A 13,210-nucleotide genomic window follows, 5' to 3' on the forward strand; every position below is an offset into this window, starting at 1 on the left:
GGCCCCGCGGTCATGCCTGCGGGGCACTCCCCGACGCCACCCTGATCCGTGGGCCCTGGGGTCACCGGATCGGGAGGGGCAGATGTGGGCAGACAAGGCTTTGGGGCGCTCCTGACGGACGAGCAGTGGGCACGCTTCCTCAGGGCGGGGACCACCCGCCGGTTCCAGGTCGGAGAGGTGATCATCCGCCAGGGTGACCGCGGCGAAGCCGTGTACATGCTCGCCGAAGGCACGGTCAAAGTTTCCATGGTGCGGACGGACGGGACCGAATCGCTGATAGCGCTCCGTGGCCCTGGCGAGTCGCTCGGCGAGCTGTCGGCGTTGTCCGGGCTCCCCCGAACGGCCACCGTGGCCGCCTCCGGCGGATCGTGTCTCACCCGCGTCCTGAGTGGCGCCCAGTTCCGGCTGCTGGTGAAAACCATGGAGTTGGAGCACGCTCTGTGGGAGCACATCGTGCTGCGACAGCACGAGAGTGAATCGCTGCGGGCGGAAATGGCCGCGCTGCCCGCGGGGCAACGGTTGGCGATCACACTCCTCAGGCTCGCCGCGTCGCTCGGTAGCGACGTCAGCGAGGCGGGAGGACCGCCCGATCGGCAGGAAAGCCGGACGGGGCGTACCCGCGCGCGCCGTGGAACCGTCCTCAAGTTCGGGCTGACCCAGCGCGAGCTCGGCGACTCCATCGGCCTGTCCCGGGCCTCGATCGCGGCCGAGTTCGGGAAGCTGCGCTCCCTCGGCGTCATCAGCACCGGACGTCGGTTCGTCGCGATCCGCGATGTCGAACGCCTGAGGAGGCTGGCCGAGGGCGAGGAATGACAGGGGCACGCGTTCTCACCATCGTCTCACCGACGTCAGCCCTGACACCCCGGCTCACCCCCGTACCGCGCGACGCGGGTCGCCGCCCTGTGTCCAGTTTTGGACACTGCCCCACGCAGATTCGCGACATGGTCGAGGTGAACGGCCCGACCGGGCCGCCAGACATCCCGACTCGCCCCTCAGGAGCCCCGACAATGGCGGAGATCCCGCGCCGGGTCCGGCGCACCAGCATTCCGATGCCGCCGTATCGCGCCGTTCTCGCGGTGGACGCGGAGAAGTACTCGCGCACGTCCTCCTACAACCAGCGGATCCTCAGCAACACGGTGCGGGACGCGCTGGAGGAAGCATTCCGCGGCAGCGGACTGGAGCACCTGTGGAGGAACGCCTCCTTCCCCCAGACCACCGGCGACGGCTATGTGGTCGGTGTCCAGCCCGAGCACCTGCCCCTGCTGATCCATCCGCTGCTGGGCGAACTCCAGGCGGTGCTGGGCGAGATACAGCCGGGCCTCGCCTTCGAGGACCGATCGCTGCGTCTCCGGTTGCGCGCGGCGATCGGCCTGGGGCCGCTCCCGGACAGCGGTGGCGATGAGCGGGGCGACGGGGTCGGCACGGCCATGAACGAGACACACCGGCTGCTCGACGCTCCGGCCCTGCGTGCAGGTCTGGCCGACTCCGACCCGGAGATCACCTTCCTCGCGGCCGGGATCACCCGGCGCGTCTATGAGGACGCGGTGCTGGGCGGCTATGTCGGTTTGGCGCCCCGCCACTTCCACGAGACCGAAGTCGACCTTCCGGACAAGGAGTACCGGGCGGAGGCCTACCTCTACATTCCTCAGCCGTCCCTTCGCCCGCCGGAAGCGCGCGGCACCGGCGGCTCCGCCCCGCGCGAGACGGCACAAAGGAGTGGCGGCCACGATCCGGACTCTAGCCAGGGGCAGGGACAGGGGCAATCGCAGGCGCCGAGGCCGGGCCGGGGAGCCGCTGGGGCGATCACATTCGAAGCGATCCCTGATGCGTAGCGCTCACGAGCCTGCCAATGGTGAATGTTCAGGAGGGCCCATGCCCAGGAGTTCGTACGCGGGATCAGCGAGCACGAAGGAAAAGGCGCGGAAGCGCAGCAGCGCTGCAGCGAATCGGACGGCACCGGATGACGGTGCACACGCCTCCCCGTACGCCCGCAGTGAGGTCACCCGGCTGCTGTGTGCCAGCGCCTACCTGGACGGGCGGTTTCGCCGCAGCGTCATCAAGGAGTTCGTCGAACGGCGGGAACAGGTGGCCGCACCGTCCCTGGGGTTCGACGCGGTTCCGGTGGTGCGACACTGCCTGCACGCCCGCCGACTGGAGCTGAAATGCCTGGGGTGGCTCACCGCGGCCTGGGCGGTACCGTTTCTGGCCCTTTTCCTGGTCTGGATCGCCATCGCCGTTTTCTCCGATCGTTCGGAAGCCGACCTATTCGTGGCGGCGACGCTGGTCGGTGTGACCCCCGGTGTCATGCTTTTCGTGGCACTGTGCCTGCTCGCGTGGCTCAGCCGGGTGGTGAGCGGACGCAGCACCTCGGTCTACGTCGACGATCGCGCGGAGAGATCTCCGAGGAAGGGGATTCTCGCCTGGCTGGGCACTGTGATCCGAATCGCCGCCTGGGCGATGGGCTACTCGTACGCAGGCTTCATACTCACCCTGGTCTTTGACCGAGGCTACGGCTCCGGATGGGCGGAGTTCGACGCCACGGAGTTCGCGGCGCTCATGCTGATCGGTGCTCTCGCGTTGGTCGCGTGGGTCGTGTCCTGGTACCGAGCGTCGGTGGAACACGTCCTGTCGGTCGACCTCAGTAAGCCGCGCTTCAGCGGCCAAGGTCCCGAGGTGGCCGAAAAGTACGCTCCCCTCCTCGACGCGGTCGCCCGCGAACAGCACTCTTCGGTGGTCATCTACGACCCCGCCGCCCCCTTCCGCGGGGCCGGGCAGCCGCACAAGCCGTGGTCACTCGCCCTTGAGCTGCGTCCCGCCGACGGCAGGACACCCACGGACGGTCTCACCGGGCGGCGGATCATCGACCTGGTTCGGCCGCAGCTCGCGTCCCTGGCCGAGCGGGCCGGTGCGACCAGCCGCGACCGCCTCAGCGGCCTGGAGGTCAGCGAGTGCGTGTTCCTGCCGGCGCCGTTGCCTTTCGGCTACCAACGGGAGCAGCTACCTGTCGGGGACAGCGACGCTCCGCAGGTGATGCGGCACATCGACAACGCGGTCGGTGAAGGAGCCGAGCAGCGCCGCCACTTCCTCCGAATCCGCGTCGGGGCGTGGGCGGAAGAGGTGGTCACCACCCTCTTCGTCCGGGCTCACACACAGGGGCGGATGCTCCTGCTGGAGGTGGTGCCGCACGTGTTGACGCCGATCCGCGAGGAGTTCCGTGCTGTGGACGCGATCGTGCCGGATCGTGGTGCGCGCCGCGCGGTCTCAGCACTCGCCACCGCACCGGTCGCTTCGGTGTCCGCACTGGTCTCGCTGTTCCAGACCATGGCCTCCAGGTCCCGCTCATGGCGCAGCAATCCCGACGGGAGCCGCGTGGAAGCGCCACTGATCAGTATCCGCGAGCAGGCCGCGGCCGGTCCGCTCTCCCTGTTCCAGGAGATGGACGTGGCCAGGTACGTGAAGACCCTGCAGGACCGGATCGCCTCGGGGGTCCGCCAGGCACTGGTCGAGGCGGGGTACCAGACCGACGAGTTCCAGCAGCAGATCGTCAACATCGGTAGCGGCGGGGTCTTCATCGGAGGCTCGATGTCCGGCGGAGCCATCGCGTCGGGAGAAGGGGCAGCCGCCCGCCACGGCAGCAGTTCCCCAGCGGCGGCAGATAGCGCACAGGCCAAGGCGACGTAGGGCACCACGACGAGGAGAGGGAAGGGAAAAGAGGCATGACCGAGCGCGAGCGTGACGACCACGAACGTGGGCCGGAGGAGAGCGGCGGCGTCTACATCGCCGGATCGATGATCGGCGGCGCTGCGGCGACGGGCGCGGACTCCGAGGCGGAGGACAGCAGCAGGAAGGAGGGAGGACCGACGGCGGCCGACCTTCCCGCCCCGTCATCCCGACTGAGTTCGGCTCCTCCTGGACAGACCGTGGTCGGCGGACACTTCGCGGGCGGGGCGGTGGCAACCGGCGCGCGTAGCAAGGCAGCCGACAGGTCCGTACGCATCGACACCGCACACCGGGAGTTCGCGGAGAGTCTGGCCTGCGTGCGTCGTGAACTCGCGAAGCGAGAGCGAACGTTCGAGGTCGAGGCGGTCGACCGCGAACTGGCCGAGGCCGAGCAGCAGATCGAGTCCACGGGGACCGTCGGCCGCTCGCTGCTGGATCGTCTGGTTTCCCTGTTCAGCGGTGGCAGCACGATCCTGCAGAGCGTCACGGACAGCGCTGTCGCGTTGGAAGCCTTGAAGAACATCGCGAGCACTACCCAGTTGGCGGCCGGAGAGCTCGAACCGGATGAGTGACCCAGGAAGGTGCGCATGACCGGCCACGACACAGCGGACCACGACACGGCCGTATGGGATGCCGAAGAGCAATGCTGGACCCTGCCCGACCGCGACGACCTCACCTCAGAAACGGACCGGCCCGATCCCGCCCCGACACCGCTGGGAACCCTGCCCTATCGCGCGGTCGGGCTGATACCCGAAACGTGGACGAAGCCCCAGAACCGCGTCCGACTCCTTGCCGCGACAGGAGGAGCTATTGTGCTGCTCGTCGGCGGCGTGGCAGTGCTCACGGATACTTCGGAAGACGAATCGGATGGTGGTGACGCACAGGTCGCCACCCCTCCGCCCGAGGTTCCCACCGAAGACGCCGACGTCAATGGCGGTCTGGACAACCAGCAGGACGAAGAGCACGGCAGTCCGAGCACCGAGCAGCCCGAGGAACAGCCCACATCGTCCGACGCCTACCAACTGATCGATGATCCCCAAGGGTTCGCCCTCTACGTCCCCGAATCGTGGACACGCTCGCAGGACGAGGATGAAGAGGCAGGAGCCATCTACACCGCGCCCGACGACGAGCGGTATCTCCTCCAAGTCATGTGGGAGGACGACTCCACGGATTCCCCTGAGGAGATCCTGGAACGAAGAGTCCGCCAGACGGCATCCGAGAACGACGGTTACGAGGAAGTCAGCTTCGGAGAGGCTGCGGGCGCTGGCCCGGCCGAGATCGAGTACACCTACGACCACAAGGACCACGGACCGCGCCGAGTCATGGCCGCCGCCCTCACCCCCGCGGACGATACGACCTACATCGTGCTCTCCGTCGGGCCTGAAGACGACCGCACCGCGATCGACGAAACCCTCCGCAAGGCGGTGACGTCCTTCCAGCAGTGAGTCAATGCAGATGGCGTCCCCCTTCGCACACTCCCACAAGATGAAGCCACCGAGCGCGACGATCAGTGGACCCCCAACGGCTCACCAGGGCCGGTGGGGACAGTCACCCCATACGGCAAACGATCGCTTCACCTACCGGGTCAGCTTTCGGGCGGTTGTTGCTGCGCCAGATGCCGTCGTGGACCTGTTCGTACTGGGCGGCGAAGAACTCGGCCGACATCAGCGAGCGCGGGTGACCCGCGCGGAGTGGCGGGCTCCCCCGGTCGGACAGGAAGGTGTTGATGTCGGGCTGCACGATGATCGGCGCACGGCGAGCATCCGGGTCGTAAGCGACCACGATAAGGGGCAGGATTGGTCGATGGGTGTGGTGCGGGCCGGTGATCGCGTGGATGACGGCGTCACCGCCCGCCCTGATCGACCAGGTGCCGCGGGGCAGGGTATCGACGCGTGCCTCACCACGTCCGCGGGTCGACGGCATGCCGATGGCCCGCCGGGCGGGGGGACCTGGCGGGTCCGGCAAGATCACACGAGCAAGCGGCGTCAAACAGTGTCATCCGGTGGCGGATCAGCGCCGCCCTCACCCCCGCCGGTGTCCTCAGCCGGCGGGCGCGCACCCCGGTCAGGGCGGTCGGTGCGGTGGGGGAGCTCGGGACCGCCCGGCGCCCGCGGCGGCGGGGGGTGGGGCGGGTGGGGCCTGTGCCGTGGGCGGGGCCGCTGGGCCCAGCCGCGCTCCCGCGCCCGGCGGTGCTCCTTCTCCAGGTTGTGGAACCGGCAGAGTGGTTGGGCGTTGGACAGGTCCGAGGGGCCGCCGTCCCACCAGGCGACCTTGTGGTCGGCCTGGCACCACGCGATCAGCCGGTCGCACCCACCCTCCCACGCACACCTCTGGCGCTGCACCAGCAGAGCGGTGCGCACCGCCGGGGAGAACAACCGCTGGGCATAACCCACATCCAGCGGCTGCCCGCTGACCGGATCACACACCACCCGCCGCAGCACACCATCCGAAGCGTGCGCCCGGGCCGCCGAGGCCGGCCACAGGGTGCCGTACTCACTGACCGCCGGACCCGCCCCCTCCTGGCCCTGCAGCAGGTCGAGCCCGACCACCAACGCCACCGGGTTGGCACCGGCCCTGCGGCGCGGCGCCTGCTCGGCGGGCAGCTCCACCACGGTCTGGCACATCTCGACCAACGCGTCATGGGTGCGCTGGTAGGAGGAGCGCTCCTCCCCCTCCGTGGCCGGCGGGGCCAAAAAGGCGTCCAGCGCGTTGCGCAACACGTCCCCCGACGCCTCGTCCCCCCAGGCCTCCAGGTGGAAGGAGTCATCCATCCCCCGGATAAACCTCGCACCCCGGCCCGCATAGCGGTCCTGGTACTCCTTCTCCTGACGCGCCGGGTCCAACGTGTAGCGCAACCGCCGTCCGACCTGGTCCAGGCCCCACACCGTCACCCCCGGCTCACACGCCAACCCCAACAACGGACCCTCAGCCGTGTGGGCGAAGGCCTCGGCCTCCGGCCACCGCTGCACCGACCGGCAGGCCAGGCCCTCGTTGACCCAGTGGGCGATGCGCTCCAGCTTCGCCAGAGAGATCTCGCCCTGCTGGTAGGCCTGCTCGGACTCCTCCAGATGCGCCGAGCGGTGGGCCAACGACGCCAGCTGGCGCGCTTCGGCCGGAGACCGGTGCGCGGTGTGCTGCAACCAATGCGACAGCCTGAACTGCCCCGAGCCCACCAGCCCACCACGCGCCTCGAACACCCCCGCAGCATCGGCCGCAGCGAGCTTCACCTCATCCAGGCCCCGCAGGACCTGGATCAGGTCCTCGCCCACGGTGTGCTCAGCCCGGGCGGGATGTCGGCCCCGGCCACCTCGCCCAACACCTCCGCAGCACGGCGCAGGCACGCCACCGCCTCGCCCGCACCGCCACCCGGCGGCCGGGAGGAAGAAGGGGTGAAACCCGCGCCATCGCTCATACATCCAAGCTAGAAACCCCGCACAGGCGGTGTCGCAACAAATTTCCCGCCTGTGGACAACCCACGAAATCCCTAGAAGTCCGTCGGGCAGGCAGCCAGCACGGCTCATCGTGACCGGCGGGGTGGAGTCCGTTGATCGACTAACTGGACTGTTGGCCGTATGGAGTCCGTGTCAGCCCTCAGGTGGGGCGTTGTTGCGCCATACGCCGTCGTCGACCTGCTCATACCGCGCGGCGAAGAACTCAGCCGACATCAGCGAGCGGGGATGACCCGCGCGGGGCGGCGGGTTCTCCAGGTCGGACAGGAAAGTGTTGATGTCGGGCTGCACGATGGTCGGCGCGTGGTCGGCCTCGGGATCATGGGCCACCGCGACCCACAGGTTCTCGGTCCGCCGGATCGCCCAACGATCCCCATAGTGCCCACGCAGCAGCGGATCGTTCTCGTTGGTCATCGCTCCACGCCCGCGCCGACCAGAGCCAGGTACGCGGCGAACCGCCAGAAGAGACGGCCCCTTGCGACGCGCTGGTGCTCCAGCGCCGTGAGGTAGGGGCGGATACGGCGACTTCGCCGTGATGTCAGGATGGACATTGTCATCAGCTCCTCGGTAGCTGCTGGCCACGCCCCCGGACGGATGCCCCCGTCGCGGGGGTCGTTTGCTCAGGTGGGACGCTCCCCGCATCGGCGTCCACATGCCCGCCGCTTTTCGCTGCTCAGCGACGTGCTAAGAAGCTAGGCTCGAAACGCGGGTCCGACCCGGAAAAAATTCCGGGATCGCTGGTCTGGGAGAAGCGATCATGCCCATCACTCCCGAGGGGCTAAGCCCTGGGCAGCGTATTGCCTGGTATCGCGTGCGGCGCGGCATGTCCCAGGAAGTTCTGGCCGGGCTCATTGGTCGTACCGCCGATTGGCTAGGCAAGATCGAGAACGACCGTGCGCCGCTAGATCGGCTCAGCGTGATTCGGTCGCTCGCTGATGTCCTTGATGTCTCCGTCCTCGATCTCATCGACAAAAGGACAGGCCGAAGGGTCGCGTCGAGGAACGATCTCGACGTGCAGAGACTTCGGTCAGCCTTGCTTGACTACCGGCAGCTCAGTCCTCTACTTGCCCGTGTACAAAGCGATTCCAAGCCGACGGATCTTCAGGCGTTGCGTCAGGACATCGACTATGTCATGGGCGCCTACCAGGCGTCCGGCTACGGCCGCATGCTCCGTCGACTTCCCGATCTGCTCATTCGCACGCATGCCGCCACCTACGAATACAGCGGGGATAAGCAGGTCACCGCGCAACGGCTCTCAGCCTTGGCTAACCAGGCAGTCGCCACGATTCTGACCAAGCTCGGGGAATCGGACCTCGCGTGGATTTCAGCTCAACGAGGGCTGAAGGCAGCGGAGCAGTCCGGCGATGACGCGATCATCGGTTCCTTGTTCCGGTCAGTAGTTCACTCTCTCCACTCCCACGAACAGCCCCGGGCCTCAGCCGAGATGACACAGCAGGCAGCGGACTTCATTCATGTGCGGATGGACTGGTCGTCGCCGCGCATGCTGTCCATCTATGGGACTTTGCTACTGTCCGGCGTTGTCGCCGCAGCTCGAAGTGGTGACCGAACGACGGCCAAGGCCTACTTTGGACGAAGCTCAGCAGGCAGCGGATCGCCAGGGAAAAGACTCCAACCACCTGTGGACGGCGTTCGGGCCGACAAATGTTGCGGTACATCGCGTAGTGATCGCAATGGCGCTCGGCGATGTGGGAATCGCTCTCGACATAGGGCCAGGCATCGACACATCAGCTTTGCCGGTAGAGCGGCGAGTGCGCCACGCATTCGAGGTCGCGAACGCGCATCTCCGCAGGAACCAGCAGGCCGACGCACTGACACAACTGCTCCAAGCTGAGAAGGTCTCGGCCGAGCAGGTCCACCACCATGTCATGGCACGTCAGCTCGTAGTCCGGATGCTGCGCCGTAAGTCGGGCTATCAGGATCAGAAGCTAGGGGCGCTCGCACGTCGCATGCAGGTTCTCTAACCGATCCCCTAGAGTCACGAAGGTGACAGCTGATCCCACTGCGAACTTTGCGCGCCCCCGAGTCGCCGCCGGCGTCCTGTTCTTCGACGAGCACGACAGAGTTCTCATGGTCGTCCCCTCCTACAAGGACTACCTCGATATCCCCGGCGGCTACATCGAACACGGAGAAACACCCAGAGAGGCCGCGGCCCGTGAGGTACGGGAGGAGCTCGGCATCGCTCCCCCAATCGGCCGACTCCTGGTCACCGACTGGGCACCCAATCCGAAGGAAGGCGACAAGCAGCTGTTCATCTTCGACGGCGGCCTACTCACCCACACCTACCTCGACAAGATCCAGCCGTCCCCTGACGAGCTGACCGGCTACGAGTTCCACGACGTCAACGCCATCCACGAAGCGACCATCCCCCGCCTGGCCCGACGTATCGTCCACGCAACCCAAGCCCGCACCGAGGGCACCACACGCTACCTCGAGCACGGCGAGCACATCCCCGGCTGAAGACCAGCACGCAAGATTCACGTGTTCACAATCCAGGGCAATAAAAAAGGAGGAGGGCCACCCCCACAGGGGCACCCCTCCTCCACAAGAAATGCGCGGCGGCGTCCTACTCTCCCACCCCCACCATGGAGGCAGTACCATCGGCGCTGAGGAACTTAACGACCGGGTTCGAAATGAGACCGGGTGTGACCCCCTCGCAAAAACCACCGCAACCCTAACCCCACACCACGAACCACACGATCCGTGTCGGGAAAACCAAGGGCCGCAACGAGCGGCAATATGAAACTATTCTGATTCGTGTGCGAAATTTCGCCAACACCCACCCATGAACCCAACAGTCCATGAAGGTGTTGATAGTGTGCGCGAGCACCCAGCCATCTGCGGTGGACAAGCCCTCGGCCGATTAGTACCGGTCAGCTCCACCCCTCACAAGGCTTCCACACCCGGCCTATCAACCCAGTCGTCTACTGGGAGCCTTACCCCTCTTAGGGGCAGGAGACCTCATCTCGAAGCAAGCTTCCCACTTAGATGCTTTCAGCGGTTATCCCTCCCGAACGTAGCCAACCAGCCATGCTCCTGGCGGAACAACTGGCACACCAGAGGTTCGTCCGTCCCGGTCCTCTCGTACTAGGGACAGCCCTTCTCAAGTCTCCAACGCGCACAGCGGATAGGGACCGAACTGTCTCACGACGTTCTAAACCCAGCTCGCGTGCCGCTTTAATGGGCGAACAGCCCAACCCTTGGGACCAACTCCAGCCCCAGGATGCGACGAGCCGACATCGAGGTGCCAAACCATCCCGTCGATACGGACTCTTGGGAAGATCAGCCTGTTATCCCGGGGTACCTTTTAGCCGTTGAGCGACACCGCTTCCACACGCCGGTGCCGGATCACTAGTCCCTGCTTTCGCACCTGCTCGACACGTCCGTCTCACAGTCAAGCTCCCTTGTGCACTTACACTCACCACCTGATTGCCAACCAGGCCGAGGGAACCTTTGGGCGCCTCCGTTACCCTTTAGGAGGCAACCGCCCCAGTTAAACTACCCACCAGACACTGTCCCCACCCGGATCACGGGTGCGGGTTAGATGCCCGAAACAGCCAGAGTGGTATTTCACCAACGCCTCCACCACCACTAGCGTGGCGGCTTCACCGGCTCCCACCTATCCTACACAAACCATCCCAAACACCAATGTCAAGCTATAGTGAAGGTCCCGGGGTCTTTCCGTCCTGCTGCGCGAAACGAGCATCTTTACTCGTAGTGCAATTTCACCGGGCCCATGGTTGAGACAGCGGGGAAGTCGTTACGCCATTCGTGCAGGTCGGAACTTACCCGACAAGGAATTTCGCTACCTTAGGATGGTTATAGTTACCACCGCCGTTTACTGGCGCTTAGATTCCCAGCCTCGCAGGATCACTCCTGCTAACCGGTCCTCTTAACGTTCCAGCACCGGGCAGGCGTCAGTCCGTATACCGCGTCTTACGACTTCGCACGGACCTGTGTTTTTAATAAACAGTCGCTTCCCCCTGGTATCTGCGACCCCACCCAGCTCAAGAAGCAAAGTTCCATCACCAGACAGGGCTCCCCTTCTCCAAAGTTACGGGGACAATTTGCCGAGTTCCTTAACCATGGTTCACCCGAACGCCTCGGTATTCTCTACCAGACCACCTGCGTCGGTTTCGGGTACGGGCCGCCCACACACTCGCTAGAGGCTTTTCTCGACAGCACGGGATCACTCACTTCACCACAAACGGCTCGACATCACGCCTCACCCCTGATGGAGCACGGATTTGCCTATGCTCCGGGCTACACGCTTATCCCGGGACAACCACCGCCCGGTAGAGCTACCCTCCTGCGTCACCCCATCACTTACCTACTACCCTCCTGGGTCCCACGCCTCCACGACAGCGCACCCGAAGGCACACCACCGCTTCAGTGGTGGTTAGCATCAAAGGACTCGGTACTGGGCGCGTGTGAACGGGTACGGGAATATCAACCCGTTATCCATCGACTACGCCTGTCGGCCTCGCCTTAGGCCCCGACTCACCCTGGGCGGATTAACCTGCCCCAGGAACCCTTAGTCAATCGGCGCCGGAGTTTCCCACTCCGGTTTCGCTACTCATGCCTGCATTCTCACTCGCACACCCTCCACCCCTAGGTCACCCCGAGGCTTCACCGGACGCACGACGCTCCCCTACCAACCAACACGTATGTGTCGGCTCCACAGCTTCGGCGGTGTGCTTCAGCCCCGCTACATTATCGGCGCAGAATCACTTGACCAGTGAGCTATTACGCACTCTTTAAAGGATGGCTGCTTCTAAGCCAACCTCCTGGTTGTCTCAGCAACTCCACAACCTTTCCCACTTAGCACACGCTTAGGGGCCTTAGCTGATGATCTGGGCTGTTTCCCTCTCGACTACGAAGCTTATCCCCGCAGTCTCACTGCCGCGCTATAACTTAAACCGGCATTCGGAGTTTAGCTGACCTCAGTAACCTTGTCGGGCCCATCAGCCAACCAGTCGCTCTACCTCCGGCAAGCAACACACGACGCTGCACCTAAATGCATTTCGGGGAGAACCAGCTATCACGGAGTTTGATTGGCCTTTCACCCTACCCACAGCTCATCCCCAGGTTTTCAACCCTGGTGGGTTCGGGCCTCCACGACCTCTTACAGCCGCTTCACCCTGGCCATGGGTAGATCACCCCGCTTCGGGTCTACAGCATGCGACTCACATTCGCCCTCTTCAGACTCGCTTTCGCTACGGCTACCCCACCCGGGTTAACCTCGCCACACACCATAACTCGCAGGCTCATTCTTCAAAAGGCACGCCATCACCCCACCCGAAGGCAAAGCTCTGACGGCTTGACAGCACACGGTTTCAGGTACTATTTCACGACCCTCACCGGGGCACTTTTCACCTTTCCCTCACGGTACTTGTGCACTATCGGTCACCAGGACGTATTCAGGCTTGACAGGTGGTCCTGCCAGATTCACACGGAATTCCTCGGGCTCCGCGCTACTCGGGAAAACACCAACGCGTCGACTGCCGCTTCACCTACGGGACTCTCACCCACTCCGGCACCGCTTCCCAACGGCTTCGGCTACAACAATCGACCAACGCGCCCAGTCGGCAGACCAGGCCAGATGCATCCCACAACCCCGCACACGCAACAACTGCCGTCTCTCACACGCGCACGGTTTAGCCACCATCCCCTTTCGCTCACCACTACTCAGGGAATCACTGTTGTTTTCTCTTCCTACGGGTACTGAGATGTTTCACTTCCCGCGTCACCACCAACCGCCCTATACATTCAGACGGCGGCAACCCGACACAACTCGGGCTAGGTTCCCCCATTCGGACACCCACGGATCACAGCTCGGTTGACAGCTCCCGCGGCCTATCGCGGCCTCCCACGTCCTTCATCGGCGCCTGGTGCCAAGGCATCCACCGTATGCCACACTAACTTGGCCACCACAGATACAAGATGCTCGCGCACACTATCCACGAATCAAAACACCAGCCACACACCCAACCACAACCCACCAGCACGGTCACACCCAACCC

Annotated in this window: 12 protein-coding genes, 2 rRNA genes and 1 pseudogene; 8 read left to right on the top strand and 7 right to left on the bottom strand. The window is 65.0% G+C overall.

Translation table 11 applies throughout. The features are described 5' to 3' along the window. Positions 1-84: 84 nt before the first annotated feature. The 5 genes from CDO52_RS24795 (at position 85) to CDO52_RS24815 (ending at position 5,165) form a co-directional block, all read left to right on the top strand. Positions 85-813 carry a Crp/Fnr family transcriptional regulator gene (locus tag CDO52_RS24795; protein WP_017618875.1) on the top strand — a complete coding sequence of 243 codons (729 nt, stop codon included), beginning with the start codon at positions 85-87 and terminating at the stop codon, positions 811-813. A gap of 194 nt (positions 814-1,007) precedes the next feature. Then, on the top strand, positions 1,008-1,832 hold the full coding sequence (locus CDO52_RS24800) for a hypothetical protein (protein ID WP_017618876.1): 825 nt from the start codon (positions 1,008-1,010) through the stop codon (positions 1,830-1,832). A 40-nt stretch (positions 1,833-1,872) separates the two neighbouring features. Next, the gene (locus CDO52_RS24805) at positions 1,873-3,681 is read left to right on the top strand and encodes a hypothetical protein (protein ID WP_017618877.1); all 1,809 of its coding nucleotides are present in this window, start codon (positions 1,873-1,875) and stop codon (positions 3,679-3,681) included. A 35-nt stretch (positions 3,682-3,716) separates the two neighbouring features. Continuing rightward, positions 3,717-4,292: a hypothetical protein gene (locus CDO52_RS24810; protein ID WP_017618878.1), complete on the top strand. Its 576-nt coding sequence runs from the start codon at positions 3,717-3,719 to the stop codon at positions 4,290-4,292. Positions 4,293-4,307: 15 nt separating this feature from the next. Continuing rightward, positions 4,308-5,165 (top strand): hypothetical protein, encoded by an 858-nt coding sequence (locus tag CDO52_RS24815; RefSeq protein ID WP_017618879.1) that lies wholly within the window; start codon positions 4,308-4,310, stop codon positions 5,163-5,165. 103 nt (positions 5,166-5,268) lie between these two features. On the opposite strand, the gene CDO52_RS28370 is transcribed toward CDO52_RS24815, so the two are convergent. The 5 genes from CDO52_RS28370 to CDO52_RS28375 form a co-directional block, all read right to left on the bottom strand. Next, positions 5,269-5,643 (bottom strand): hypothetical protein, encoded by a 375-nt coding sequence (locus tag CDO52_RS28370; RefSeq protein ID WP_051060758.1) that lies wholly within the window; start codon positions 5,641-5,643, stop codon positions 5,269-5,271. Positions 5,644-5,705: 62 nt separating this feature from the next. Continuing rightward, entirely contained in the window at positions 5,706-6,989 is a 1,284-nt protein-coding gene (locus CDO52_RS24825) for an HNH endonuclease signature motif containing protein (RefSeq protein WP_157745707.1), read from the bottom strand. Beyond that, positions 6,974-7,132, bottom strand: coding sequence for a hypothetical protein (locus CDO52_RS27870; RefSeq protein WP_157745709.1), 159 nt, complete (start codon positions 7,130-7,132; stop codon positions 6,974-6,976). Before CDO52_RS27870 ends, CDO52_RS24825 begins: the two co-directional genes overlap by 16 nt. A gap of 172 nt (positions 7,133-7,304) precedes the next feature. After that, on the bottom strand, positions 7,305-7,583 hold the full coding sequence (locus CDO52_RS24830; protein ID WP_017621919.1) for a hypothetical protein: 279 nt from the start codon (positions 7,581-7,583) through the stop codon (positions 7,305-7,307). Continuing rightward, a complete protein-coding gene (locus CDO52_RS28375; RefSeq protein ID WP_017621920.1) occupies positions 7,580-7,720 on the bottom strand; it encodes a hypothetical protein in 141 nt (46 codons plus the stop codon). The genes CDO52_RS24830 and CDO52_RS28375 overlap by 4 nt, the downstream gene beginning before the upstream one ends. Positions 7,721-7,926: 206 nt before the next feature. On the opposite strand from CDO52_RS28375, the pseudogene CDO52_RS29615 reads away from it, so the two are divergent. The 3 genes and pseudogenes from CDO52_RS29615 to CDO52_RS24840 form a co-directional block, all read left to right on the top strand. Continuing rightward, positions 7,927-8,109: pseudogene (locus CDO52_RS29615) on the top strand (helix-turn-helix domain-containing protein); the annotation flags it as partial. A 598-nt stretch (positions 8,110-8,707) separates the two neighbouring features. Beyond that, a complete protein-coding gene (locus tag CDO52_RS28955) occupies positions 8,708-9,151 on the top strand; it encodes a hypothetical protein (RefSeq protein WP_232524320.1) in 444 nt (147 codons plus the stop codon). Between the two features lie 22 nt (positions 9,152-9,173). Beyond that, the gene (locus CDO52_RS24840; RefSeq protein WP_026126452.1) at positions 9,174-9,647 is read left to right on the top strand and encodes an NUDIX domain-containing protein; all 474 of its coding nucleotides are present in this window, start codon (positions 9,174-9,176) and stop codon (positions 9,645-9,647) included. 93 nt (positions 9,648-9,740) lie between these two features. On the opposite strand, the gene rrf is transcribed toward CDO52_RS24840, so the two are convergent. Together rrf and CDO52_RS24850 are read right to left on the bottom strand one after the other, a co-directional pair. Beyond that, positions 9,741-9,858: ribosomal RNA gene (rrf, locus tag CDO52_RS24845) — 5S ribosomal RNA — on the bottom strand. A gap of 171 nt (positions 9,859-10,029) precedes the next feature. Beyond that, a 23S ribosomal RNA gene (locus CDO52_RS24850) occupies positions 10,030-13,117 on the bottom strand. Positions 13,118-13,210 lie beyond the last annotated feature (93 nt).

The sequence above is a fragment of the Nocardiopsis gilva YIM 90087 genome, assembly GCF_002263495.1.
GTDB lineage: Bacteria > Actinomycetota > Actinomycetes > Streptosporangiales > Streptosporangiaceae > Nocardiopsis_C > Nocardiopsis_C gilva.